Source organism: Dyella amyloliquefaciens (assembly GCF_004296575.1).
In the GTDB taxonomy this organism is placed as follows: domain Bacteria; phylum Pseudomonadota; class Gammaproteobacteria; order Xanthomonadales; family Rhodanobacteraceae; genus Dyella; species Dyella amyloliquefaciens.
On sequence record NZ_SAYT01000002.1, the window covers coordinates 577,452 to 601,527 of the forward strand.

General features: G+C 65.5%; 26 protein-coding genes. 14 read left to right on the forward strand and 12 right to left on the reverse strand.

From position 1 onward, the window contains the following. Window positions 1-107 precede the first annotated feature (107 nt). Window positions 108-542: a hypothetical protein gene (locus EPB08_RS07120; protein ID WP_130618365.1), complete on the forward strand. Its 435-nt coding sequence runs from the start codon at window positions 108-110 to the stop codon at window positions 540-542. 72 nt (window positions 543-614) lie between these two features. On the opposite strand, the gene EPB08_RS07125 is transcribed toward EPB08_RS07120, so the two are convergent. Continuing rightward, window positions 615-2,120, reverse strand: a complete 1,506-nt coding sequence (locus EPB08_RS07125; protein ID WP_130618366.1) for a transglycosylase SLT domain-containing protein — start codon at window positions 2,118-2,120, stop codon at window positions 615-617. A 160-nt stretch (window positions 2,121-2,280) separates the two neighbouring features. Here EPB08_RS07125 and EPB08_RS07130 point away from each other — a divergent pair, with 160 nt between their 5' ends. The 3 genes from EPB08_RS07130 to greB all read left to right on the forward strand — a co-directional run bounded on the left by EPB08_RS07130 (window position 2,281) and on the right by greB (window position 5,675). Next, the gene (locus EPB08_RS07130) at window positions 2,281-3,789 is read left to right on the forward strand and encodes a helicase HerA-like domain-containing protein (RefSeq protein WP_130618367.1); all 1,509 of its coding nucleotides are present in this window, start codon (window positions 2,281-2,283) and stop codon (window positions 3,787-3,789) included. Between the two features lie 62 nt (window positions 3,790-3,851). Then, the gene (locus EPB08_RS07135; RefSeq protein WP_130618368.1) at window positions 3,852-5,111 is read left to right on the forward strand and encodes a tetratricopeptide repeat protein; all 1,260 of its coding nucleotides are present in this window, start codon (window positions 3,852-3,854) and stop codon (window positions 5,109-5,111) included. Window positions 5,112-5,177: 66 nt separating this feature from the next. Beyond that, the gene (greB, locus tag EPB08_RS07140) at window positions 5,178-5,675 is read left to right on the forward strand and encodes a transcription elongation factor GreB (protein WP_130618369.1); all 498 of its coding nucleotides are present in this window, start codon (window positions 5,178-5,180) and stop codon (window positions 5,673-5,675) included. Window positions 5,676-5,691: 16 nt separating this feature from the next. Here greB and EPB08_RS07145 read toward each other — a convergent pair whose 3' ends face one another. The 4 genes from EPB08_RS07145 to rimO all read right to left on the reverse strand — a co-directional run bounded on the left by EPB08_RS07145 (window position 5,692) and on the right by rimO (window position 9,528). Beyond that, window positions 5,692-6,183 carry a hypothetical protein gene (locus EPB08_RS07145; protein WP_130618370.1) on the reverse strand — a complete coding sequence of 164 codons (492 nt, stop codon included), beginning with the start codon at window positions 6,181-6,183 and terminating at the stop codon, window positions 5,692-5,694. Window positions 6,184-6,252: 69 nt separating this feature from the next. Next, entirely contained in the window at window positions 6,253-7,299 is a 1,047-nt protein-coding gene (gene phnD, locus EPB08_RS07150) for a phosphate/phosphite/phosphonate ABC transporter substrate-binding protein (RefSeq protein WP_130618371.1), read from the reverse strand. Between the two features lie 87 nt (window positions 7,300-7,386). Continuing rightward, complete coding sequence (locus EPB08_RS07155; protein WP_130618372.1) at window positions 7,387-8,190, reverse strand: DUF3025 domain-containing protein; 804 nt, start codon at window positions 8,188-8,190, stop codon at window positions 7,387-7,389. Between the two features lie 18 nt (window positions 8,191-8,208). Beyond that, window positions 8,209-9,528: a 30S ribosomal protein S12 methylthiotransferase RimO gene (gene rimO / locus EPB08_RS07160; RefSeq protein ID WP_130618373.1), complete on the reverse strand. Its 1,320-nt coding sequence runs from the start codon at window positions 9,526-9,528 to the stop codon at window positions 8,209-8,211. A 104-nt stretch (window positions 9,529-9,632) separates the two neighbouring features. On the opposite strand from rimO, the gene EPB08_RS07165 reads away from it, so the two are divergent. Both EPB08_RS07165 and EPB08_RS07170 read left to right on the forward strand, forming a co-directional pair. Next, on the forward strand, window positions 9,633-10,304 hold the full coding sequence (locus EPB08_RS07165; RefSeq protein WP_130618374.1) for a dienelactone hydrolase family protein: 672 nt from the start codon (window positions 9,633-9,635) through the stop codon (window positions 10,302-10,304). After that, window positions 10,301-10,711 (forward strand): HIT domain-containing protein, encoded by a 411-nt coding sequence (locus EPB08_RS07170; protein WP_130618375.1) that lies wholly within the window; start codon window positions 10,301-10,303, stop codon window positions 10,709-10,711. The genes EPB08_RS07165 and EPB08_RS07170 overlap by 4 nt, the downstream gene beginning before the upstream one ends. Window positions 10,712-10,861: 150 nt before the next feature. Here EPB08_RS07170 and EPB08_RS07175 read toward each other — a convergent pair whose 3' ends face one another. The 4 genes from EPB08_RS07175 to apbC all read right to left on the reverse strand — a co-directional run bounded on the left by EPB08_RS07175 (window position 10,862) and on the right by apbC (window position 13,726). Beyond that, window positions 10,862-11,323: a hypothetical protein gene (locus EPB08_RS07175; protein WP_130618376.1), complete on the reverse strand. Its 462-nt coding sequence runs from the start codon at window positions 11,321-11,323 to the stop codon at window positions 10,862-10,864. A 111-nt stretch (window positions 11,324-11,434) separates the two neighbouring features. Then, window positions 11,435-12,001 carry a dCTP deaminase gene (gene dcd, locus EPB08_RS07180; protein WP_130618377.1) on the reverse strand — a complete coding sequence of 189 codons (567 nt, stop codon included), beginning with the start codon at window positions 11,999-12,001 and terminating at the stop codon, window positions 11,435-11,437. A gap of 70 nt (window positions 12,002-12,071) precedes the next feature. After that, complete coding sequence (locus EPB08_RS07185; protein ID WP_229238243.1) at window positions 12,072-12,641, reverse strand: NADPH-dependent FMN reductase; 570 nt, start codon at window positions 12,639-12,641, stop codon at window positions 12,072-12,074. Continuing rightward, complete coding sequence (gene apbC, locus EPB08_RS07190) at window positions 12,638-13,726, reverse strand: iron-sulfur cluster carrier protein ApbC (RefSeq protein WP_130618378.1); 1,089 nt, start codon at window positions 13,724-13,726, stop codon at window positions 12,638-12,640. Before apbC ends, EPB08_RS07185 begins: the two co-directional genes overlap by 4 nt. Before the next feature lie 149 nt (window positions 13,727-13,875). Between apbC and EPB08_RS07195 the strand changes: the two genes are divergently transcribed. Beyond that, window positions 13,876-14,319: a DUF2147 domain-containing protein gene (locus EPB08_RS07195; protein WP_130618379.1), complete on the forward strand. Its 444-nt coding sequence runs from the start codon at window positions 13,876-13,878 to the stop codon at window positions 14,317-14,319. Between the two features lie 168 nt (window positions 14,320-14,487). Here the strand turns inward: EPB08_RS07195 and EPB08_RS07200 are convergent, their stop codons facing one another. From EPB08_RS07200 to EPB08_RS07210, 3 genes are read right to left on the reverse strand one after another with little or no spacing between them, the layout of a single operon-like run. Continuing rightward, window positions 14,488-15,288 carry a DeoR/GlpR family DNA-binding transcription regulator gene (locus EPB08_RS07200; protein WP_130618380.1) on the reverse strand — a complete coding sequence of 267 codons (801 nt, stop codon included), beginning with the start codon at window positions 15,286-15,288 and terminating at the stop codon, window positions 14,488-14,490. Next, window positions 15,281-15,916 (reverse strand): HAD family hydrolase, encoded by a 636-nt coding sequence (locus EPB08_RS07205; protein WP_130618381.1) that lies wholly within the window; start codon window positions 15,914-15,916, stop codon window positions 15,281-15,283. Before EPB08_RS07205 ends, EPB08_RS07200 begins: the two co-directional genes overlap by 8 nt. Further along, entirely contained in the window at window positions 15,913-16,983 is a 1,071-nt protein-coding gene (locus EPB08_RS07210) for an MFS transporter (RefSeq protein WP_425598246.1), read from the reverse strand. The genes EPB08_RS07205 and EPB08_RS07210 overlap by 4 nt, the downstream gene beginning before the upstream one ends. 263 nt (window positions 16,984-17,246) lie before the next feature. Between EPB08_RS07210 and EPB08_RS07215 the strand changes: the two genes are divergently transcribed. The 7 genes from EPB08_RS07215 (at window position 17,247) to EPB08_RS07245 (ending at window position 23,950) form a co-directional block, all read left to right on the forward strand. Beyond that, complete coding sequence (locus EPB08_RS07215) at window positions 17,247-17,777, forward strand: metal-dependent hydrolase (RefSeq protein ID WP_130618382.1); 531 nt, start codon at window positions 17,247-17,249, stop codon at window positions 17,775-17,777. 80 nt (window positions 17,778-17,857) lie between these two features. Beyond that, window positions 17,858-19,960, forward strand: coding sequence for a methionine--tRNA ligase (gene metG / locus EPB08_RS07220; RefSeq protein WP_130618383.1), 2,103 nt, complete (start codon window positions 17,858-17,860; stop codon window positions 19,958-19,960). A gap of 4 nt (window positions 19,961-19,964) precedes the next feature. Further along, on the forward strand, window positions 19,965-20,570 hold the full coding sequence (locus tag EPB08_RS07225; protein ID WP_130618384.1) for an RnfABCDGE type electron transport complex subunit B: 606 nt from the start codon (window positions 19,965-19,967) through the stop codon (window positions 20,568-20,570). After that, on the forward strand, window positions 20,567-21,214 hold the full coding sequence (nth, locus tag EPB08_RS07230; RefSeq protein ID WP_130618385.1) for an endonuclease III: 648 nt from the start codon (window positions 20,567-20,569) through the stop codon (window positions 21,212-21,214). Before EPB08_RS07225 ends, nth begins: the two co-directional genes overlap by 4 nt. A gap of 140 nt (window positions 21,215-21,354) precedes the next feature. After that, window positions 21,355-21,657 carry a hypothetical protein gene (locus tag EPB08_RS07235; RefSeq protein ID WP_130618386.1) on the forward strand — a complete coding sequence of 101 codons (303 nt, stop codon included), beginning with the start codon at window positions 21,355-21,357 and terminating at the stop codon, window positions 21,655-21,657. 224 nt (window positions 21,658-21,881) lie between these two features. Continuing rightward, entirely contained in the window at window positions 21,882-22,547 is a 666-nt protein-coding gene (locus tag EPB08_RS07240; protein ID WP_130618387.1) for a response regulator, read from the forward strand. Beyond that, window positions 22,544-23,950, forward strand: coding sequence for a sensor histidine kinase (locus EPB08_RS07245; RefSeq protein WP_130618388.1), 1,407 nt, complete (start codon window positions 22,544-22,546; stop codon window positions 23,948-23,950). The genes EPB08_RS07240 and EPB08_RS07245 overlap by 4 nt, the downstream gene beginning before the upstream one ends. Window positions 23,951-24,076: the final 126 nt, after the last annotated feature.

The following is a 24,076-nucleotide window of genomic DNA, read 5'->3' on the forward strand; positions in this document are numbered from 1 at the left end:
TCGTCGTTTTGTGACGATTTTGGCGCAACGCCTCCTCGGGGATGGCTAAGCTCGCTGCCGGCGCCGCAACGAGCGGATGCCAGCCCAGGCCAGCCCGAGGAGCATCCATGCGCATTGTCACCCGCCTCATCGCCATGAGCCGCGCCCGCCAGCTGGCCCGCCAGCTCCGCGAGATCGAACGCAGCGTCCATGCGCTACCCAAGCGCACGCGTGCCCGACTCGGCACCATGGCCTTGCGGGAGATTGGGCAAGCTTCGCGTTCCGAATTCCCCCACCTTTACGGCACGGCCCCGGAAGAGCGTTACCTGCCGTGGGGCCAGGGCACCGATATCGGCTTTGCCCGCGCCCGTTCGGACAACCCCGAGGTCTCGATGCGCGGCATCGCCCTGTGGCTGGCCGTGGCCTATCACGAAACCAAGGACACTCCGCACGCCAACCTGCGCCCGCAGCATCGCGAACTGATGCGCCTGCTGCGCGAGCTGAAGGAAGCGCACCGCGGAGATTCGCCGCAGACCTGGATGCAGGCCACCGCAGCCGCCTGAACACCGCCCGTGGAAGAAGGAACGCCGCCCTCAGGGGCGGCGTTCTTTTTTGCAGCCTTGGCCAGGCAAGCCTCAGCGGCAGCTCGGCACCTTCAACGACTGGCCCGGCTTGATGTGCTGGTGGTTGAGGCCATTCATTTCGGCCACTTCCTGCACCGAGGTGCAGCCCAGCTTGTTGACGATGCTGGTGAGGGTGTCGCCACGCCGCACCGTATAGCTGCGGGTCTTGCCGCTGCTGGACGAACGCGAGGGCGAAGAAGCCGGAGGCGGAGGCGGCGGTGGCACCACCGGCAACACGGCGGTGTGCAGGTCGTTGGCAAGGATCGGCCACGGACCGTCGGTGCAACGTGCCTCGTAAGGCTTCTCCAGCACCTTCGGCACCATCACACGCACGCCGGTCGGCTGGCTGACCTGGGGGTCGAGCCGCGGATTGAGATTGCGCAAGGTACGGAACCAGCCGTCACTCATGCCAGCGGCCGAACCCAGGCACACGGTCAGCTCGGTCAGCGATGCCGGGCGCTTGAGCACGATGCTGCCCGGCGCACCGTCCACGCGGGGGAAGCGCAGGTTGTAGCTCTCCGGATGCAGGAACAGCCACGCGGCTGCCAGCACGGACGGCACGTAGTCGCGCGTTTCCTGCGAGAGCTGGTTGTAGATGGTCGGGTCGTACAGGCTCACCGAGGTGTTGTCGCCCACCATGCGGCGCATGCGCCCCTCGCCGCCGTTGTAGGCGGCCAGGGTCAACTCGAGATTGTTGTTGAAGGCGCGCAGTTGCTCGTCCATGTACTCCGCATTGGCGCGCGCCGATGCAGCGGGATCGAAGCGCGAATCGAAGCCGTCCTCGGTGGTGAGGCCGAAGCGCAAACCGGTGGCATACATGAACTGCAGCGGGCCCGCCGCGCCGGAACGCGATACCGCATGCACCTTGCCGCCGGATTCCTTGGCGAGGATGCCGAACAGCAGCGCCTCGGGCAGATCCGCCTTCTGGTATTCCGGCCACATCTGGTAACGCAGGAACTGGTAGTTGATGTAGGCGTCCATGAGATTGCCGCGCCACTGCGTCAACCACATCTCCAGCGCCGCCTTCACCGGACCGTTCATCGCGATCAGCTGGGACAGCTGCTGCCCCCGCAACAGCGTCACGCTGCGCTGGGCCTCGGGCAGGCTGGCCGCACCGGTCTTGCCGCTTTCGCTGCCTTCGGGCACTTCATCGCCCATGGCACCCAGATCATCGCCCAGCGCGAAGTTGCCGTCCTTCAGACGCAGCAGTCGATCGAACACCGAGAAGAAGCGCTGCGAATCGCAACCCGGCGTGCTCGGGCAATGCGCGGCGGCACTCTTCAACTGGTCCAGCGATGCATCGAGCGTCTGCTGCGCAGCCTGGGTGTTGCCGGCGCGCGTCTGCGCCACGGCGTTTTCATAGCCACGGCTGGCCTGGTCGAGTTGTGTGTAGAGCTGGTTGGCCTCAGGCGTGGGCTTCGGCTTGGCACCACCACCGCTCGCGCAGGCGGCAAGCAGCAAGGTTGCGCCGGCGAGGGGGACCAGGCGCAGGGAGCGACGAAATGCGGGGGAAACCATGGACGACTTCGCTGTCGGATCAGTTGACGGACCTTACTGCGCATCGCCCCGGCGACTCAACCGATCCGATGCGCTCACGCTGCGACAGATACCTACACACGAGCGTGCCCGGGGCGAGTTCGCGTGGCTACAATCGAGCGGCCACAAGAGGACGGAACCCATGACTGACATCCTGATCGGCCGCAACGACAGCACCAGCGTGTGCCTGGACCCGCACTACGGCAATCGTCACGGCATGATCGCGGGCGCTACCGGCACCGGCAAATCGGTGTCGCTGATGGTGCTGGCTGAGGGCTTCTCGAAGCTCGGCGTGCCCTGCTTCCTGGCCGATGCCAAGGGTGATCTGGCCGGCCTGTCGATGCCTGCCGGCGAACCGGGCGACAAGCTGCAGGCGCGCCTGGCCAAGCTGCAGCTCAACGACTGGAAGCCGCAGGCCAATCCGGTGATCTTCTGGGATATCTACGGCAAGCTCGGCCATCCCGTGCGCGCCACCATCAGCGAGATGGGACCAACGCTGCTGGGTCGCATCCTCGAGCTCAACGACACGCAGGAAGGCGTGCTCGAAGTGATCTTCAAGGTGGCCGACGACCAGGGCTGGCTGCTGCTCGATCTGGCCGATCTGCGCGCCATGCTCGGCTTTGCCAGTGAGAACGCAAAGGACATCTCCAGCCACTATGGCCTGATCAGCACGCAGAGCATCGCGGCCATCCAGCGCGCGCTGCTCAAACTGGAGCAGGACGGCGCCGATCAGTTCTTCGGCGAGCCGGCACTGGAGCTCTCCGACCTGATGCGCCAGGACATGAGCGGACGCGGCGTGATCAACATCCTCGCCGCCGACCAGCTGATCCTCAAGCCGCGCCTGTATTCCACTTTCCTGCTGTGGCTGCTGTCGGAACTGTTCGAACAGTTGCCCGAAGTGGGTGACCTCGACCAGCCCAAGCTGGTGTTCTTCTTCGACGAAGCGCACCTGTTGTTCGACGACGCGCCGCCAGCCTTGCTGCAGCGCGTGGAACAGGTGGTGCGCCTGGTCCGTTCCAAGGGCGTGGGCGTGTATTTCTGTTCGCAGAACCCGGACGACGTGCCCGGCAACATTCTCGGCCAGCTCGGCAATCGCGTGCAGCATGCTCTGCGCGCCTTCACGCCACGCGACCAGAAGGCGGTGAAAGCCGCCGCCGAAACGTTTGTGGCCAATCCGAAGATCAACGTGGCGGAAGCGATCACCCAGCTTGCCGTCGGCGAGGCTCTCGCTTCGACACTGCGCGATGGTGGCGTGCCCTCGCCTGTCGAGCGCGTGCTGGTGACCTCGCCCACCGCGCGCATCGGCGCGATCACCGACGCGGAGCGCAGCACCGTGCGCCAGCGCTCTCCGGTGGGCGCCAAATACGACACGGCCGTCAATCGCGAATCCGCCGCCGAAATGCTCGCCAAACGCGCCAGCGAGAAAGCCGCCGATCCCCAGGTCGTCGCGAAACGCGGTTCGACCGATGCATCCACCGAAAAGCAGGGACCGGACTGGACCGATGCGGTGAAGGACGCGTTGCTCGGCACCAGTCGTCGCCAGGGCATGATCGAGGCGATGGCGAAATCCGCCAGCCGCGCGGTGGGCTCGAAGCTTGGGCAGCAGATCGTGCGCGGCGTACTGGGTGGCATCTTTGGCGGCAAGCGATGAATCGCCATCGCATGACGCAACGTGTACTTCCATCGATGACCAGCCATGACTGAGAGTTACTGATGCCGCGCGTCGCCACCGTCTCGTCCGACACGCCCTTCAGCGAGCGCTTCGTGGCGGGCTTCGGCTATCCGTTGCGCGGTGGCAGCCTGGCCACCTGCGCCGCGCTGGCGCTGGCCCACTACCTGGTGATCCTGCCGTCCTACATCGGCATTTTCGCCAGCTTTGCGCTGTGGGCGGCCACGTGGCGTTACGCGGCCACCTGCCTGCTGCACACCGCCAACGGCTACGCCGATCCTCCTGATATCGGCGTGGACAGCAATCCCTCCGCCGGCAATGGTCTCACCGCCATCCACCTGTTCGCCGTCGCGCTCTGCTTCGTGAGCAGCGTGTTCTATCCGCCGGCCCTGTGGCCGCTGGTGCTGCTGTTTGCGATCACCCTGCCCGCCATCGACATGTCGCTCGCCTTCGACGGCAGCATGGAAGTGGCGATGAGCCCGGTGAACTGGTGGGAGGTGATGCGCCGGTTCGGCAGTTCGTATCTGATTCCGGTGGGACTGAACCTGGCCACCGGCGTGCTGATCATCCTGGCTTCACTGGCGACGGCATTCCTGCCGAAGCTGCTGTCGCTGCCGCTGTTCGCCTTCGCCTATACCTACCTGATCATCCTCAACCTGCATCTGATGGGCGCGATGATCCACCAGCGCCACGAGAGCTTCGGCATCGAGCCTGAGGCCGAGGAGCTCGTGCGCGAAGGTGGTTACGACGAAGACACGCAATTGCTGGAACAGGTGAAGGCCGTCGCCTCCACCGATCGTCGCGCGGCCATCGGCATGCTGGTGACGCGCATGCAGGGTCGCAGCGCGCCCGTGCCGATGCACCAGGCCTATCGAGAACTGCTGCGCCAGGAGGGCTTGCGCGATGGCCTGCTGGAGCATGGACACATCTGGACGGCCGTGCTGCTGGCCAACAACGAGCCGCGCCGCGCGCTCGGACTGGTCCAGGAATGCATGGAGATCGACCCCGCCTTCCTGCCGGATGCTCCCGAGCATGCGGGCCTGCTCGCTGATCAGGCCGCGCGTGCGGGCATGACGCGCCTGGCCCTCAAGCTCTGCCGTGGCTACCTCGCCCACTGGCCGCGTTCACCGGACGCGCCACGCATCGGGCTGCTCGCTGCACGTCTACTGGGTGATGAACTCGACCAGCGCGCCGAGGCGGTCGTACTGCTGGGCAAGCTGGCCGCGGCGTGGCCCGAACATCCCCTGCGCAAGGATATCGACACCCTGGCCCAACGCCTGCAACAGCAACCCAGGCCGGCCTGAGTCACCTCGCATCATGTGGCCCTCGATAGAATGGGCCTTCGAACGCTGCACTACGGACGTACCGAGATGACCCGCTGGCGACCGCCTGCCCTCCACTCCACTTCCATCATCACTCGCGAAGGCTTCGAAAAGCTGAAGGCGGAGCTCGACCACCTGTGGCATACGCTGCGTCCCGAAGTGGTCAAGGCCCTCGCCGCGGCGGCCGCCGAAGGCGATCGCTCGGAGAACGCCGAATACACCTACCGCAAGAAGCAGCTCGGTGAGATCGATCGCCGCGTGCGCTACCTGAGCAAGCGCATCCCCTCGCTGAAAGTCGCCGAAGGCGCGCCTGCGGATCGCGAAGCGGTGTTCTTCGGCGCCAGCATCGAACTGGAGAACATCGCGTCCGGTGAGAGCGTGACCTATCGCATCGTCGGTCCCGACGAGACCGACGCGCGACTGGGATGGATCAGCATCGATTCGCCGCTCGCGCGCGCCGCGCTCAAGAAGCGCCTCGACGATGAATTCGAGGCGGAACTGCCCGGCGGGCTCACGCGCTTCGCGATCGTGGCCGTGAACTACTGAAGCAACCTGGCCGGCATTACTCGCCGTGCAGCAGCGCGGCGATCTGCCCGCGATGCGAGTCGACGAAGCGCAGGTTGTCCGGGTTGACCCAGACCTTGTTCATGTTGTTCGACAACGCGGGATCTTCGCGCGCCTGTGCCGCCATCACCGCATTCATCAACGCGATGTTGGCGACGATGAATTCGCGGGGCGTAAAGCCGTACTTCTTCACCAATGCCGGAATCCGCGCGTCACTGGCCATGGCCTGCGCCGCCAGGTCATCCAGGCTGTGCACCTTGGTCGGGTCCGGCGCGCCCTGCGGCGGGATGCCGGTGGCCCGCGCCTCGCGCGTTGCCGCGGCAAGACGATTGAACACATCGTCATTGAGCGTGTAGTTCTTGATCTGCTGCTTGTCTGACTCAGGCAGCCCCGTAGGTGCGAGCTGCGCGTGCGCCAGGGGCACGATGCCCAACAGCAAGGCCAGCATGCCCAGCTGGCAGCGGCGCAGGAAACGATCGAAAGCGGGCATGAAACTCTCCGGGCAGACCGGCGTTGCCGGCGAAAGCAGCACCCTAGCATCCTGCGCTTGAATGACGGCTCAGTGCCGCAGCAGCAGGTGCACGGCCTTCTGGTAATCCGCGTCGATCTGCTTCAGGCGGGCGTTCCGGGCCTGCTCGCTGACCCAGCGACCGTTGCGGGCCTGCTCGCGCAGGAGCTGGAATTCCATGTCGATGAAGGGCTTGAGCACGCTTTCATCGGCGGCATCGAAGCCGGCCAGGTCCGGAATGCGAGCGAGATTGGTCCGCTCGCGCTCACCCGCCGCGCCCGGGGCATGCCCGTAGTCGCGCATGAAGGCGATCAGCTGACTGCGCAACGGCTCAGGCATGCCATCGCGGACCACCAGCACGCCGGAAGGAATCAGGGACGACTTCCAGATCACCCGGATGTGCGTCGCCTCGTTGGGAAAATTGCGGCGAAACAGATCCAGATCCGGGTTATTGCAGGTCGCCACGTCGACTTCGCCGTTGACCACCGCCAGCGCGTTGTTCTGGTGATTGGCCACGCGCACATTGGAGAAGAAGGTGTCCGAGTTGAGCCCTTGCGACGCGAACACCTGCGCCTCGGGCGCGACATACCCCGTCACCGACAGCGGCTCGCCGCGACCGTAACGCCAATGCCCCGGCTTCGCGAGCATATCCTTGAGATCGTGGATGGGGCTGTCGGAGCGAACGATCAGCATCGCGACATTGCCCTTCACGCCATCGCTGCGAACGAACTGAGCCACCACGCGCATGTGCTGGTGCTGCACGGCCTCGGTGGCGAGTCGTCCCGAGAGAAAGGCGATATCCACGCGCTTCTCGGCGATCGCACCGGAGAGCCCTGCGTAACTGCTGACGGATACGGTATCGACAGGATGTCCCAGCCGCTTGTCCAGGTCTTCCAGCAATGGCCGCCACTGCTCGCGCGATTCGGCTGCACTCCCGATCGGCAGGATGCCGAAATGAATGGCTATCGACGGCGCTTTCGTCCCCGCGCCATCATCGGCTATCGAAGGGACGGCGCCAAGCAACAAGCCGACCAGCACGCCAAATCCCAGCAGGCGTTGCAGTCTCTCCCCAAAGCGCGTCCGACCAGCCTTTTCCATGCCCGTTCCCCAGCGCCCTGCTGACTGGCTTTTTAGCGCGATTGCGGACCCACCGCAATTTCAAAGATGCCGGGGGTGATGCACCCATCAGAGGGTCGTGGGGGCCGGATACTGGCGCCCTTCGCGCCGCGGCTGGTAGCAGACGGTGTTCCGATGGAAGGCTTCATGGCCGTTTTCCGGATGCCAGCCGGGAATGCCCGATAGCGGCAACGGCCGCAACTCCAGGGGATCACGCAATAACCGGCCATTCCTAACGCCTTCGACACAGGCGCCGATGGCGCTGTCCTGTGTGCCATCGGCGAGGAAGACCAGGGCCTTGCCGACCAGGAGCTTGTCGGGCGTCAATGCGTGCTCCATCAACGCGTGGCCGAACAGATCGATCGCAATGCGCCCGTCCTGCCATGCCGCGCGTTCGCGCCAGAACAGCCCATGCCAGTCGTGTGCATCCCACACATCCAGCAGACGGCGATCACGCAGCAGCACGATGACGCCGGCCTCGTCGAAATGCGTCATCGCATACTGCGCACGCGAACGCTGCTTGGCGCCCATGCGCCCAATGTCAATCATCTGCTGCAGGTTGAGCGCCCGCTTGATGTCGGGATAGCGCAGCCAGATCAACGCATTGAACAGGTCGTGCCAGTTGGATTCGCGCGTGGCGATGTCGCCGTGATCGGCGATGCGCTGCTCGTAATGCACGCCGTCGTCCAGCAGCGCCGGCGTCTGCACGACGAAACGTTCGCGCATCGCCGCAGGCCGCGCGGCATTCAACGCATCGATACCGGGCCACGCATCTGCGCACAGCCAGTCAGCGTGCGCCTGCCATTCGCTCAATGGCGGACGGAGAAATACCTCGGGATCGATCGTGCCGCGGGCGGGCGCCACATAACGCATGACGCCGCGCCGTCGCGATCAGCCCGCCAGGCGTGCGTGCAGGTCGTGCTCGTCGGCGTCTTCGACTACCACGTCGACGAACTGGCCCGGCTTCAGCAGCTGGCCGTTGGCGATGTGCACCACGCCGTCGATTTCCGGCGCATCCGCGGCCGAACGCGCGACCGCGCCATTGGCGCCCGCCTCGTCGACCAGCACCTTGATGGTGCGGCCGATCTTGCGCTGCAGCTTGGCGGCGGAGATTTCCGCCTGCACCGCCATGAACTGCTCGAGGCGGTCTTCCTTCAGCTCTTCGGACACGGCACCCGGCAGCTCGTTGGCCTTGGCGCCGTCCACCGGCGAGTAGGCAAACGCGCCGACGCGATCGAGCTCGGCCTCACGCAGGAAGTCGAGCAACTCCTCGAACTCCGCATCCGTTTCGCCGGGGAAGCCCACGATGAAGGTGCTGCGGATGGTGAGGTCGGGCACGACCTTGCGCCAGTTGCGGATGCGCTCCAGCGTCTTGTCGATGTTGCCCGGGCGCTTCATCAGCTTGAGGATGCGCGGGCTCGCGTGCTGGAACGGGATATCGAGGTACGGAAGGATCTTGCCCTCCGCCATCAGCGGCATCACTTCGTCCACGTGCGGATACGGATAGACGTAGTGCAGTCGTGCCCACACGCCCAACTCGGACAGGCCTTCGCACAGCTCGGTCATGCGCGTGCGGTAGCTCTTGTCGCGCCACTGGCGCTCGGCGTACTTCACATCCACGCCGTAGGCGCTGGTGTCCTGCGAGATCACCAGCAGTTCCTTCACGCCGCCCTTCACCAGGCGCTCGGCTTCCAGCAGCACTTCATCGACCGGGCGCGACACGAGGTCGCCACGCATCGAGGGAATGATGCAGAAGCTGCAGCGGTGGTTGCAGCCCTCGGAAATCTTCAGGTACGCGTAGTGCTTCGGCGTCAACTTGATGCCGGTGTCCGGAATGATGTCGAGCAGCGGGTTGCGCTTGGGCGGCAGCGCCGAATGCACCGCGCTCATCACGCTGGCGTAGTCCTGCGGACCGGTGATGGCCAGCACATCCGGATAGGCTTCGCGGATCAGCTCCGAGCGCTTGCCCAGGCAACCGGTGACGATCACCTTGCCGTTCTCGTGCAGCGCTTCGCCGATCGCATCCAGCGACTCCTGCACGGCCGCATCGATGAAGCCGCAGGTGTTGACCACCACCGCGTCCGCCGCACCGTAGCTGGGCACGATCTCGTAGCCCTCGACCTTCAGCTGGGTGAGGATGCGTTCGGAGTCGACCAGGGCCTTGGGGCAACCAAGACTGACGAAACCGACTTTGGGCGAGGCCTGCGACATGGAGGAGCAACCGTAACTATGCGGAAAACGGACCATTATAGCCCAGGTCGGTTCATTTCCCTGAACGACTAGAATGGGCGCCTTGCCACCCGGGAAGCGTTGTCATGGGCCAGACCATCAATCTCAACACCACGCGCATGCAGTGCATCGGCGCCTACCTGGCCAAGCCGGCGGGCAAGTCCAAGGGCGGCATCGTAGTGATCCAGGAGATCTTCGGCGTCAACGATCACGTTCGTCGCGTTGCCGATGGCTTTGCGGAAGCCGGCTACACGGCCATTGCCCCGTCGTTCTTCGATCACCTCGAGACTGGCGTCGAACTGGGCTACAACGAAGAAGGCTATACACGCGGCAAGGCACTGGTGATGGAGCTGGGCATGGACCGCGCCGTGGAGGACGTGGCCAGCGCTGCCGAGGCGATTTCCTCCGCGGGGCGCATCGGTACCGTGGGCTACTGCTGGGGCGGCACGGTGGCAATGCTCGCCGCCATGCGTCTGGGACTGCCTTCCGTCAGTTACTACGGTGCGCGCAACGTGCCCTTCCTTGGCGAAAAACCCAAGGCGCCTGTGATGTTCCACTTCGGCGAAAAGGACAAGGGCATTCCAGCGGAGATGGTGGAGAAGCACCGACAGATGCTGCCGCAGATGGAGGTGTTCACGTACCCGGCTGACCACGCTTTCAATCGTGATGTGGGAACGCAGTACGACGAGGCGAGCGCCAAGCTGGCCTACGAGCGAACGCTCGCGTTTTTTGAAAAGCATCTGGTGCAGGGCGCATGAGCGAGTTCGCGCTGGATCCGCGACTGGCGAACGATACCCGCCCCGTCCTGTCGCTCGCACTGTGCGAAGTATTGCTGATGAATGACGCGCGTTTTCCCTGGCTGGTGCTCGTGCCCCGCCAGGCGGGACTCGTCGAGATCTGCGACCTTCCTCCCGAACGACAGGCCGCGCTGTGGCAGGAAGTGAACCAGGCCGCACAGGTACTGCGCTCCGTGGCGCCCTTCGACAAGCTCAACCTGGGTGCGCTCGGCAACATCGTGCGGCAGCTGCATGTGCACGTCGTCGGCCGTCGCAAAGGCGATGCCGCGTGGCCAGGCCCGGTGTGGGGTAGCGGACGGGCGGAGCCTTATGCGGAAGACGCGTTGGTGGCGATGACGGAGCGATTGCGCTCGGCCTTGGCGCGTTGAGCGCCGATCGCGCACTGGGTGCGCTCCTACAACAGCGATTGGCGCGCCAGCTCGTCTGTAGGAGCGCACCCAGTGCGCGATCACCCTTACTAACCACTGCACAAAAAAAGCCCGCGAATTTCGCGGGCTTTCTTGTCAATCGGCTACCGATCAGTGCTGCTGCGGCGGCGGGGGTTCCGCGGCCTTCGGCGGAGCCTTGTAGTCTTCCAGGTCGCGCGCCTTGGTATCGACGATGCTGATCTTCTTCAGCTGACCACCGTCGTCGTAGTACACCGTGAAGCCATAGTCGAGCTGCAGGCGCGCCATGTACTGCAGGTGCTGCTTGCGGACCTTGGAGTCGTCGCTGGGCTCGACCAGCACGGTCTTGGGCAACTTGCCCTGGTCCTTCAGGTAGGCAAAGTGGCTGCCCGTATCCAGTGCCGACAGCACGGCGCCGTCGACGATGAACTGGCCATTCTTGTAGGCCTGGATGGTCACGTCGAACTGGCTCTTCATGTCCGCCGTGCGCACTTCGTCCTTGGTGCTGCCGCGGTGGCAACCGGCCAGCACCAGCATGCTGCCCAGCAGGATGGCTGCGGCCGCGCGGGTCAGCAGCGTGGGAAAACGGGTCATGCGGAATCTCCTGCAATGCATGGATGTTGACTGTGTGAGTGTAGCGCCGCCCCGGCCGAACGCATCGGACCGGGAAGGTAGCCGTTCAGGTGGATCAAAAAGGTCGAAGACTCAGGTGCGCGGCAGGGTCACGCCCTGCTGGCCCTGGTACTTGCCGCCGCGATCCTTGTAGCTGGTCTCGCATTCCTCGTCGGACTCGAGGAACAGCATCTGTGCCACGCCTTCGTTGGCGTAGATCTTGGCGGGCAGCGGCGTGGTGTTGGAGAACTCCAGCGTCACATGCCCCTCCCACTCCGGCTCCAGCGGCGTCACGTTGACGATGATGCCGCAACGCGCATAGGTGCTCTTGCCCAGGCAGATGGTCAGCACCTGGCGCGGGATGCGGAAGTACTCGACCGTACGCGCCAGCGCGAAGGAATTGGGCGGGATGATGCACACGTCCGCCTCGACGTCGACGAAGCTGGTCGGATCGAACGCCTTCGGATCGACGATGGTCGAGTTGATGTTGGTAAAGATCTTGAACTCGCGCGCGCAACGCACGTCGTAGCCATAGCTCGACGTGCCGTACGACACCAGCTTGGTGTTGTCGCGCGTCTTGACCTGGCCCGGCTCGAACGGCTCGATCATGCCGTGCTGTTCGGCCATGCGGCGGATCCACTTGTCGGATTTGATGCTCACTCGGACTCCCGAAGGGGTTGTCAGTCGCGCCGTGGGGCGTAAAGACCGGGAAAATAGCGGAAACCCGGGTTCACCCGCCAGTCGCCCGCGCCAATTCGCGGGTCAGCGCGCCCAGCGCCTCGCGTACCAGCGCGACCTGCGACACATCGGCGAGCAGGTCGGCCTCGTCGCAACCGGCTCCCGGCAACGGGACGGTGACGAAGGCCGGCTCCAGCAGGCGGGCCGACATGGTGCGCAGGATTTCACGCAAAGCGTCCTGGGCGTGGTGCGACCCGCGCGCCGAGGCGTTCCAGAGCACGACCGGCTTATCGGGAAACTCCAGGCTGCCCACCAGCCAGTCCAGCAGGTTCTTGAACGGGCCCGGCACGCCATGGGCGTATTCCGGGCAGGCGATCAGCAGGGCGTCGCTGGCGCCCACCAGTCGCCGCAGCGCCTCGGCGGAAGCCGGCAACGCTTCCATCTCATCGTCCGGGTTGAACAGCGGCAGGCTCGCCAGGCCGTCATAGACAGTCAGGGAGATATCCCCGGAAGCGAGCCTTGCTGCGGCTCGCAGCAAGGCCGTATTGCCCGAACGCCGGCGCAGGCTGCCGGACAGGCCTAGCACGCGCAGTGGCGGCGCCCGTCCGGCATCCGGACTCACGGGGTGCCCTGCACCATGATCTTGCCCAGGCCCAGCGACTTGTTGCGAGGATGGCGCGACAGCCGGCCGGCGGCGTTACGGGCGATCTCGCGGTAACGCGCGGCCAGATCGGAATCGGGCATCGCCACCACGGTCGGCGTGCCGCTATCGGCCTGCTCGCGGATACGGATGTCCAGCGGCACCGAACCCAGGTAGGCCACGCCGTACTGGTCGGCCATGCGCTGGCCACCGCCCTCGCCGAAGATGTGCTCTTCGTGGCCGCAGTTCGAGCAGACGTGGGTGGCCATGTTTTCCACCACGCCCAGCACCGGCACTTCGACCTTCTCGAACATCTTCAGCGCCTTGCGCGCGTCCAGCAGCGCGATGTCCTGCGGCGTGGTGACGATGACGGCACCGGCCACCGGTACCTTCTGCGACAGCGTGAGCTGGATGTCGCCGGTGCCCGGCGGCAGGTCGACGATGAGGTAGTCGAGCTGCTCCCAGCGGCTGTCGTTGAGCAGCTGCATCATGGCCTGGGTGACCATCGGTCCGCGCCAGATCATCGGCGTCTCTTCGTCCACCAGGAAGCCGATCGACATGGCCTGCAGGCCATGGGCTTCCATCGGGACGATGGTCTTGCCGTCCGGCGACTGCGGCTTGCCGCTGATGCCGAGCATGCGCGGCTGGCTGGGGCCGTAGATGTCCGCGTCGAGCACACCCACCCTGGCGCCTTCCGCGGCCAGCGCGAGCGCGAGGTTGGCCGACACCGTGGACTTGCCTACGCCGCCCTTGCCCGAGGCCACCACGATGATGTTCTTCACGCCCGGCAACGGGCCCAACGTGCCCTGCACCTTGTGAGAGTGGATGCGCGTGCCGATCGAGACGGCGGCGGAGGCAATCGCCGGATCGGCTTCAAGCGCCTGCTTCGTGAGGGACGTCAGCGCAGGAATGGCGCCCGTCGCGGGATAACCCAGCTGGATGTCCACGGAGACGCGGTCGCCGTCCACGCCGACGGCGCGCACGGCGTCGACCAGCGGCGCACCGGTGTGAGGGTCGATCAGCTCGCCGAGAATGCGGCGGACCAGGGCTTCGCTTGCCTGCGTCATATCGAATCGTGGACTGTCATGGGGATCACTCATTATGCCAGCCGCAGCCCCCTATCCGGCCCGTTGCGACGCTCTCGCATTGCAACTTGACGCCCCTGCATGACCTCGGTCAGGCTCCAAACATACGCTTTCGTACGGGAGGATCACCCATGAAGTCACTGCTTCGCGCCGCCGTCGTCGCCGCCCTGCTGCTGGGCGCCGGTTCGGTATTTGCCGCCGAGAACACCCCGGTCGGCACCTGGAAGACCATCGATGACGAGACGGGCAAGCCCAAGTCCATCGTGAAGATCACGGATGAAGGCGGCGAACTGAAGGCGACCGTAGTGGAAGTGCTGCAGTCCGACGAAGGCCCGCATCCCGTCTGCAAGAACTGCGACGGCGAGCGCAAGAACAAGCCGATCGAAGGCATGAACATCATGTGGGGCGTACACAAGGACGGCGACGTCTGGGACGGCGGCAAGATCCTCGACCCCAAGACCGGCAAGGTCTACAAGGTGAAGCTGCAGCCCAGCGAAGATGGCAGCAAGCTCACCGTCCGCGGCTACATCGGCTTCTCGCTGCTGGGCCGCAGCCAGGAGTGGCAGCGTCAGTAGTAACCCGCTTTGACTCCCTCTCCCCTTTGGGGAGAGGGTTGGGGTGAGGGGCCAATCTTGCGATCACCCCCGTAGGAGCGCACCCAGTGCGCGACCGCAGACTTCCCTAACCCGCTAATGTCTAGGGTCTATCGCGCACTGGGTGCGCTCCTACAACAAACGGGTCGATCAGGCCGAATCCGCCCGATGCACCGCCACGCCACGCGCCGTGAACGCCGCACGCGTGGCCCGGTCTGCCGAGTGTTCCACCACCAGATGCTGCACGCGCGACAGTTCCGCCACCTGGTGCGCGGCGACGGCGCCGAGCTTGTCATCGGTGGCGACTACCACCGTCTCGTCGCTGGCCTCGATCATCGCGCGCTTGAACAGCGCCTCTTCGCTGTCGAAACCCCACAGGCCATGCGCTGCATCGATGGCGCAGGCGCCCGGGAAACACAGGTCGGCGCGCACACGACGCACCTGCTCCACCGCCTGCGCACCGATGGTGCCGCCGATGGTGGCATCGACGCGGCCGCCGATCAGCAAGACATCGAAGCCTTCGCGATCCAGCAGCAGCTGCGCGATATGCGGTGCATTGGTGATGACGGTAAGCCGCGCATCGGTCGGCAACACCGAGGCGATTGCCACGTTGGTGGTGCCGGTGTCGATCAGCAACGTCTGGCCGGGTCGCACCAGTTCCGCCGCCTTGCGGGCCAATGCCTGCTTGCGTGCCGAATGCTCGCCGCGACGCTGCTTGAGCGGCGACGGCGTGGCCGTAGGCAGCAGCGCGCCGCCATAGACGCGCTTGCACAAACCCATCGCCGCCAGTTCACGCAAGTCGCGGCGAATGGAGTCTTCCGACACGTCGAAGACGGCGGCGAGTTCCGCCGCCACCACGCGCCCGTCGTTGCGCAGTTTCGCCAGGATGCGCTGCTGCCGCTCCTGGGGCAGCGCGCCGCTGTCGGGTGCGGGCTGTGCGGGCTTAGCCATGACGCACACCGTCGGCGGCAAGCAGGCCAAGCTCAGTGAGCCGGATGCGCAGGCCATCGGGTTCGCTGAACCACCAGCCCTGCATGCCCAGCGCCTCGGCGGCGTCCACGTTGCGCCGGGAGTCGTCGATGTAGAGCGCACGTGCCGGATCCACCGCATAGCGATCGAGCAGGCACTGGTAGATGCGCGGATCGGGCTTGATCAGTCGCTCTTCGCCCGACACCACGATGCCCTCGAACCACTGCAGGAACGGATAGCGCTGCCGTGCGATGGGAAACGTCTCGTGCGACCAGTTGGTGAGCGCCAGGAGACGTACACCGCGTGCCTTCAATTCGGCCAGCAGTGCCACCGTTCCCTCGATGGGCCCCACCAGGGTCTCTTCCCAGCGCAGGTGATAAGCATCGATCAGGTCTGCATGCTCGGGGTAGCGATCGCGCAGCAGGGCCGTCGCTTCGGACCACGAGCGTCCCGCGTCCTGTTGCTCGTTCCAGGCGCTGTTGCAGACTTCGCGCAGGAACCAGTCCATGCGCTCCTCATCGTCGATCAACTGCCGGTAGAGGCGACGCGGATCCCAGGCAATCAACACGTTGCCCAGATCAAAGACCACGGTGTCGACACGCTTGCTCATCGCTGCACGATCCTCGCAGAAAGTCCCACCAGCACCAGCAGCCCCGCCACCGCGGCGAACGCCATCGGCAAGCTGCTCGCATGCGCCACGAAACCGATCAAAGCCGGGCCACTCAACAGTCCTGCATAACCCAGCGTGGTCGCCGTGGCGATGGCTATTGCCGGCGGCGTGCCAGGAAGCCGGCCTGCCGCACTGAACATCACGGGCACGATGTTGGAGGCGCCCAGGCCGATCAACACGAAACCGCCGAGCGCCGCGAGTGCACCCGGCGCCCACGCCACCACCAGGAAGCCGGCGACCGCCAGCGCGGCGCCGGTGCGCACGGCCCAGACAGGCCCGAAGCGCGCGATCAGGCGATCACCCATAAGGCGGCCCAGCGCCATCGCCACCGAGAAACAGGCGTAACCGAAGCCCGCGGACGCAGCGGCAAAACCGCGGAAATCACGCAGGAACACCGCACTCCAGTCGAGCATCGCGCCTTCGGCGAGGAAGCTGGCGAAACACATCAGCCCAAGCAGCCATGCGAGCGCATGCGGCATGCCGAACTTGGTCTTCTCTGTATCGGTGGCCTGGGGTGCATCGTCGAGCAGGTCGCCACGCAGCCACAGCACCAGCGAGAGCAGCACCACGGCAACGACCGTCGCCGCGAATACGAGTGGCAGTCCCAGGGCCAGCAATCCGCTCACCACCGCGGCGCCCGTGAGGCCACCGATGCTGAAGAGTCCATGGAAGCCCGACATCAGCCGGCCGCCATCCAACCGCTCCACATCGACGGCGTGCGCATTCATCGCGACGTCGACCGCGCCGAGCATCACGCCGAAATAGAACAGCGTCGCGACCAGCGCCGCGATGCTCGATGCCAGGGCCAGCGCGGGCAGCGCCAGGCACAACAACAGGCCCGAGGCGACGATCAGCGTGCGATTGCCCAGCTTGTGCGCAAGCCAGCCGACGAACGGCATCGACAGCATCGAGCCACCGCCGAACACCAGCAGCGCCAGGCCGAGTTGCGCGTCGTCGAGCCCGAGCCGCGCCTTGGCATAGGGAACCATGGGAGCCCAGGCCGACATGCCGATGCCGGACACCAGGAAGATCACGCGCGTGGCTCGCCGCGCAGCGGCCAGCGAACGGCCCTCGGGAAGGCCGCGCACAGCGGCGGAAATAGCTTTCACGGCGGACTCTTGGGGAAGGAGAGAACGCGATAAAGGTAGCTAATCGTGCATAAACGTGCAATACCGTGACAATCGTGCACCGCTCGTTGCCCGCTTCCTGCCATGCTGGCGCCCCCGGAAGCACGCACGCTGGCGGTCAGGCCACGCAAGGAGTCGCGAACATGCCAACCATCCTCACCCACGCCGTTGTCCCGCTGATGCTCGGCGGCGCCCTCGGTCGTCGCGTCATCAGCCGTCGCCTGCTCGCCGCCGGGGCCGTCGCGGCGATGCTGCCCGATGCCGATGTGCTGGCCTTCAAGTTCCACGTCGCCTATGCCGACAGCTTCGGCCATCGCGGCGCCACGCATTCGATGATGTTCGCGCTGCTGCTCGCCGTCGCTGCCGCCCTGTGGCACCGGCGATTGAACACCACGCCATGGCGAGCCGCGGGGTTCGTCGGCCTGGCCGCCCTCTCGCACCCCCTGCTTGATGCCTGTACCAACGGCGGTCTCGGCGTCGCGCTGTGGTGGCCCTTCAGCGATGCGCGATGGTTCGCGGCTTTCCGCCCGATTGCCGTGTCGCCAATCGGCGCGCGCTTTTTCAGCGAGCGTGGGTGGCACGTGCTGCAGTCGGAGTTCTGCTGGGTATGGCTGCCGACGGCCATCATCGCGGCCGGCATCGTCGCCTGGCGGTGGACGTCCAAACGGACGTAACCGGCCCCATGGCGCCGCTGGCGCGGTTTCCAGGGGGCGCCATGCCATAATGCTCAACCCCCTCGCAGCCGCTTCCGCCCATGAGCCGTCGCCTCCTCGTCACCAACGCCCTGCCCTATGCCAATGGCCCGCTGCACCTGGGTCACCTGCTGGGCTATATCCAGGCCGACGTATGGGTGCGTGCGCAGCGGATGCAGGGCAACGAGACGATCTATGTCTGCGCCGACGACGCCCATGGCACGCCGATCATGCTGGCCGCCGAAAAGGCCGGCCTGACGCCGGAGACCTACATCGAAGGCATCCGCGTGGGGCACGAGGCGGATTTCGCCGCATTCAACGTGGCGTTCGACCACTATCACACCACGCATTCGGAAGAGAACCGCGCGCTCGCCTCGCTGATCTACACGCGCCTGCGCGACGGCGGCTACATCGCGCGCCGCGACATCCAGCAGTTGTTCGATCCGGAAAAGGAAATGTTCCTGCCGGATCGCTACATCAAGGGCACCTGCCCCAATTGCGGCACGGCCGACCAGTACGGCGACAACTGCGAGAACTGCGGCGCGACCTACGCGCCGACCGACCTGGTCAACCCGTATTCGGTGATGTCGGGCGCCACGCCGGTGCTGCGCGACTCGGAACATTATTTCTTCGAACTCGGCAAGTTCGAGCCGCTGCTGCGTGACTGGTTCGGTGGCAAGCTCACTGATGGCCAGCCGGTGGCCAACAGCGGTGTGGTCGCCAAGCTGCGCGAGTGGCTGGACAGCGGACTGAAGGATTGGGACATCTCCCGTGATGCACCCTACTTCGGCTTCCCCATTCCCGATGCGCCGGGCAAGTTCTTCTATGTGTGGCTCGATGCACCGGTGGGTTACCTCGCCAGCTTCAAGGCGCTGTGCGAGCGCACCGACCTGAAGTTCGAGGATTTCCTCGCGCCGGACAGCCACGCCGAACTGCACCACTTCATCGGCAAGGACATCATCAATTTCCACGGCCTGTTCTGGCCGGCGATGCTGCACGGCGCGGGCTTCCGTACGCCGACCGCACTGCACGTCAACGGCTACCTGACGGTGAACGGCGCGAAGATGTCCAAGTCGCGCGGCACCTTCATCCAGGCGCGCACCTACCTCGATGCGGGCCTGCATCCGGAATTCCTGCGCTACTACTTCGCCAGCATGCTGAGCGACACGCCGGTGGACGTGGACCTGGACCTCAAGGCCTTCGAGGAGCGCGTCAATTCGCACCTCGTCGGCAAGTGGGTGAACATCGCCAGCCGTACCGCCGGCTTCGTGCACAAGTATTTCGAAGGACGCCTCGCACCCGCCTTCAGCCATGAAGAGCAGGAACTGTGGCGCGAACTGCTCTCGCTCTACGGCGACGTGCCGGCGCTGTACAACAGCGGAGAGTTCGCCGAAGTGACGCGGCGCTTCGTGACCATGGCCGACATGGTCAACGGCTACATCGCGGCCAAGGCGCCGTGGGCCATGGCCAAGGACGAATCGCAGCGCAATGAACTGCACCAGGTGTGCTCGTTTGCGCTGGCTGCATTCCGCCTGCTCGCCGGCCTGCTCAAGCCCGTATTGCCGGCCACGGTGGAAGCGGCCGAGCATTTCCTCGCCGCGCCGATCACCGGTTTCGACGATGCGCGCGCCGAACTGCACAACCACACCGTGAACGTGTTCGAGCCCCTGCTCGGACGCATCGATTCCAAGCACGTCGTGGCGATGGTGGAGATGTCCAAGGACTCTCTCGCGCCCGCCGAGAAACCCAAGCCCACCCCGAAGCAAGCCAAGGACACCAGCAAGCCCATGAGCGAAGCCAGCACCACTCCGACCGCCGCCACCGACGGCCCCGCCGTGATCGGCATCGACGATTTCGCCAAGCTCGACCTGCGCGTGGGCAAGGTCACCGTGTGCGAGTTCGTGGACGGCTCGGACAAGCTGCTGCGCTTCGAACTCGATGCCGGCCCGCTGGGTACGCGCCAGATCTTCTCCGGCATCCGCGCTGCCTACGGCGAGCCGGAAAAGCTGGTGGGTCGCAACGTGGTGTTCATCGCCAACCTGGCGCCGCGCAAGATGCGTTTCGGCCTCTCCGAGGGCATGATCCTCTCCGCCGGCGACGGTGGCAGCGATCTGTTCCTGCTGGACGCCGACCAGGGTGCGAAGCCGGGCGCAACTGTCCGCTGATCCCATGACGCTCGCCGATCGCATCGACGCCCTGCTGCCGCAGACGCAATGCGAACAATGCGGCTTCCATGGTTGCCGCCCGTATGCGGAAGCGATTGCCTGCGGTGAGGCCTCGATCAATCGATGCCCGCCGGGAGGTGCCGCGGGCATCGCGCGTCTCGCCGAACTGCTGGACGTGCCGGTGCTGCCACTCGATCCCGAGCATGGCGTGGAGAAGCCACGCACGCTCGCGCGCATCGTGGAGGCTGACTGCATCGGCTGCACCAAGTGCATCCAGGCCTGCCCGGTCGATGCCATCGTGGGCGCGGCCAAGTTGATGCACACCGTGATCGTCGACGACTGCACGGGCTGCGAACTGTGCGTGCCGGCCTGCCCGGTGGACTGCATCGTGCTGGAACCCATGCCGCTCGCACAGGCCGAAGACACCGCCCACGCCGATGCGGCGCGTGCCCATTTCCAGCGTCGCGAGGCACGACTGGAGCGCGAGCAGGCGCAGCGTGAAGTCGAACTGGCCGCTCGCAAGGCCGAAGTCGGCACGGCCATGCAGACCAATCCCGTGCTGGCCGCACTCGCCCGCGCGCGCGCCAAACAACAAGGAAAGCCCTCGTGAAGAAGGCCGACGTCGTCGAGCTGTTCACCCGACTGCGCGAACTCGATCCGCACCCCACCACGGAACTCAACTACACCACGCCGTTCGAGCTGCTGATCGCCGTGGTGCTGTCGGCGCAGGCGACCGACGTGGGTGTGAACAAGGCGACAAAAAAGCTTTATCCGGTTGCTAACACCGCACAGGCGATCCTCGATCTCGGCGAGGAGAAGCTCAAGCCGTACATCAGCACCATCGGCCTGTTCAACAGCAAGGCCAAGAACGTGATTGCGCTGTGTCGCATCCTGGTTAAGCAGTACGGCGGCGACGTGCCGGACACGCGTGAAGCGCTCGAGGCGCTGCCGGGCGTGGGACGCAAGACCGCCAACGTGGTGCTCAACACCGCGTTTGGACATCCGACCATTGCGGTGGATACGCACATCTTCCGCGTCGCCAACCGCACCGGTCTCGCTCCGGGCAAAGACGTGCGTGTGGTGGAGGACAAACTGGAGAAGGTGGTGCCGCTGCCGTTCAAGCAGGACGCTCATCACTGGTTGATCCTGCACGGCCGCTACGTATGCAAGGCACGCAAGCCCGAATGTCCCCGTTGTGTCATTCGCGACCTCTGTCGTTACAAGCCGAAGACCGTGGACAACGAAAAGGCATGACTAGTGGCACGGTGCGGGCGCTCCGCACCGGGATTCCTCATGTTTTCCTCAGTGTTTCGCGCAACTTCATCAAGCTTGATGTGCGACGCGAGCCTATGTTTAAGCCTCCCCGGAACCTCAGACCCCATCAGGAGGCCACCATGAAGCGTCAAATTCTCCCCGCTGTCATCGTGCTGGGACTTGCCTTCGCCGGCACGGCCAGCGCCGTTGAAACCTATACCGTCGACGAGAACGGCTATGCCGTGATTGGCTTCGTCGGACACAGTCCCGAGGACTTCGCCCGTGCCCAGCAGCAGGCCAAGGGTTGGGAGCGCGACCGTCATCTGATGCTGGTGCCACAGAGCATCAAGGCCGTGGCCATCGACGAATCGCAGGGCGTCGCCCTGAGTGACGAGCAACTCAAGCAGGCTATCGTTGCCGCGTCCGTGGCGAAGAGGCCCTGAACCGCGTTTCTCTGGCGCCCGTTTGGCGCCATCGCAGGGAACCTGACGGCGGGCCAAGGCCCGTCGTCAGGTATGTAAAGACCCGTATCGATTGACGGCGCACAGCCCAGCGGCCAACGTGTCCACCGCCAGCGGCAAAAGATCCACAAAAGGAAGTCTGGGGATCATGGCGGTGTACGGTGGCATGAGCCACGATTTCCCGAGGCCGATACGGGTGCCTGCGCATGCATATTCTGCTGGTCGAGGACGATGCCGAGCTGGGCGGCGCCATCAAGCATGCGCTGGAGCACCAGTCGTACGCGATTACCTGGCTGCGTGACGGCCGCGAAGCCAGCGAAGCCTTGCGCGGTGAGCCGGTCGACCTGGTGCTGCTGGACCTGGGGCTGCCCGGCAAGGACGGCCTCGAAGTGCTGGCCCAGGCGCGCCGCGCGGGCGTGAAGACGCCGGTGCTGGTGATGACGGCGCGCGATGCGCTGGAAACGCGCATCCGCGGCCTGGACCTGGGCGCCGACGACTATCTGGTCAAGCCGTTCCATCTGGGCGAACTGTCCGCCCGCATCCGCTCGCTGACCCGGCGCACGCAAGGCCTGGCCGACAACCTGGTGGAAGTGGGCGGTTTGCGCCTCAACCTGGCGACGGCCGAAGTGGAGTTCCGCGGCGCGCTGGTAAGCCTCACCCGCCGCGAGTTCGCCCTGCTCCGCGTATTGATGGAGCGGGCGGGACGCATCGTCCGCCGCGAGACGCTTGAGACTTCCGTCTACGGCCTGGACACCGTGGTCGAACGCAATGCCATCGAAGTCCAGGTGCACTGGCTGCGTCGCAAGCTCAGCACCGAGGTGATCCATACTGTGCGTGGCATCGGCTACATGATCCCGCGCGAACCCAAATGAGCCCAGCGTCTCATCCCGCCAGTCTCCGCACGCGCCTTACCTGGCTGATCATCGCCGTGATGGTCGCCGTGCTGATTCCACTCGGCTGGATCAGCTACCGCCGCGAACTGCGTGAGATGAACGAGCTGCTCGACGGCCGACTCGCCCAGGCCGGGCGCACGCTGGGCACGCTGATCGCGCACGGCGAGCTGCCGCAGCGCGATGCCGAACTGCCGGGCATCAAGCAGGATGGCGAGACGCGGCATCACGGCGTGGTGGTGTCGGTGCATCCGCACAACTATGAACCGGAAGTGGGCTTCCAGGCCTACGACCCGCGTGGCGAACTGATCGCCGCGACCTCCAATCTCTCCGACCTGCCGCCGCCCTCCGCCGACGAGCGCGGCTTCCGCGACATCCAGCACGAAGGCCGCCTGTGGCGCACCTTCACCCTGCAGAACCGCGCGAACCTGGTGATACGGATTGGCGAGCGTTCGGACAATCGCCAGGACATCGCACGCGGCCTGGTGATCGAGCACACCTTGCCCCTGCTGATCGGCCTGCCCCTGCTGGCCCTGCTGGTGAGCCTGGCAGTGAAGCGCGGCCTGCGCCCCGTCGCGGTACTGACCGAGATGCTGGACCGGCGCACGCCGGGTAGCCGCAAGCCGATGCCCGCCAACGTCGCGCCGCAGGAGATCAAGCCGCTGATCGTCGCGCTCAACCAGCAGCTGGAACGACTGGAAGACGCGCTGGAGCGCGAACACCGCTTCGCCACCGACGTCGCCCACGAACTGCGCACGCCGCTCGCCGCGACCATGATCCACCTGGAAAGCGCAATGATCTCGGACGACCCCACCGAGGTGGAGTTCACCGTGCGCAATGCGCAGCAGAGCATGGCGCGGCTGGGTCGGCGCGTGGAGCAGATCCTGGCGATGGCACGGCTCGAGGCAGGCGCCGCTTCCCAGCAACGCACCCGCCTGGACCTGGCCCGCATCGCCACCGAAGTGATCGAGGAGCTTGCGCCGCTGATCGTTGAGAAAGACATCGCCGCTAGTCTCAGCCACGATGACGAACCGGTGATCGTACGCGGCCACGAAGTCGCCCTCACCGCCATGTTCCGCAACCTGATCGAAAACGCCCTGCGCTACACCGAGGCCGGCGGGCAGGTCGAAGTGTCCATCCATCGCGACGGCCACAGCGCCGTCATCGACATCTGCGACAACGGCCCCGGCATTCCCGAGGGACGCCGCCAGGCGGTGTTCCAGCGCTTCCACCGCGAGGAGGAAAGCGCCACGCGCGGCTATGGGCTGGGATTGAACATCGTGCAGCGCGCGATCGAGCTGCATGAGGCATCCGTCGAGTTGCTGGAGTCGCCGCTGGGGCGGGGGTTGCTGGTGAGGATCCGGATGGCGGCGGAAGCCGCGTAAGTCGCGCTCCGCCCGCACCCTCATCCGCTGCGACTGAAAGGAGTCCCTGTGGGACCGGCACCTTCTCCCGAAGGGAGAAGGGCTGCTTCGCTCAGGTTTCCCGGACATACGACCACCGTCGTCTCA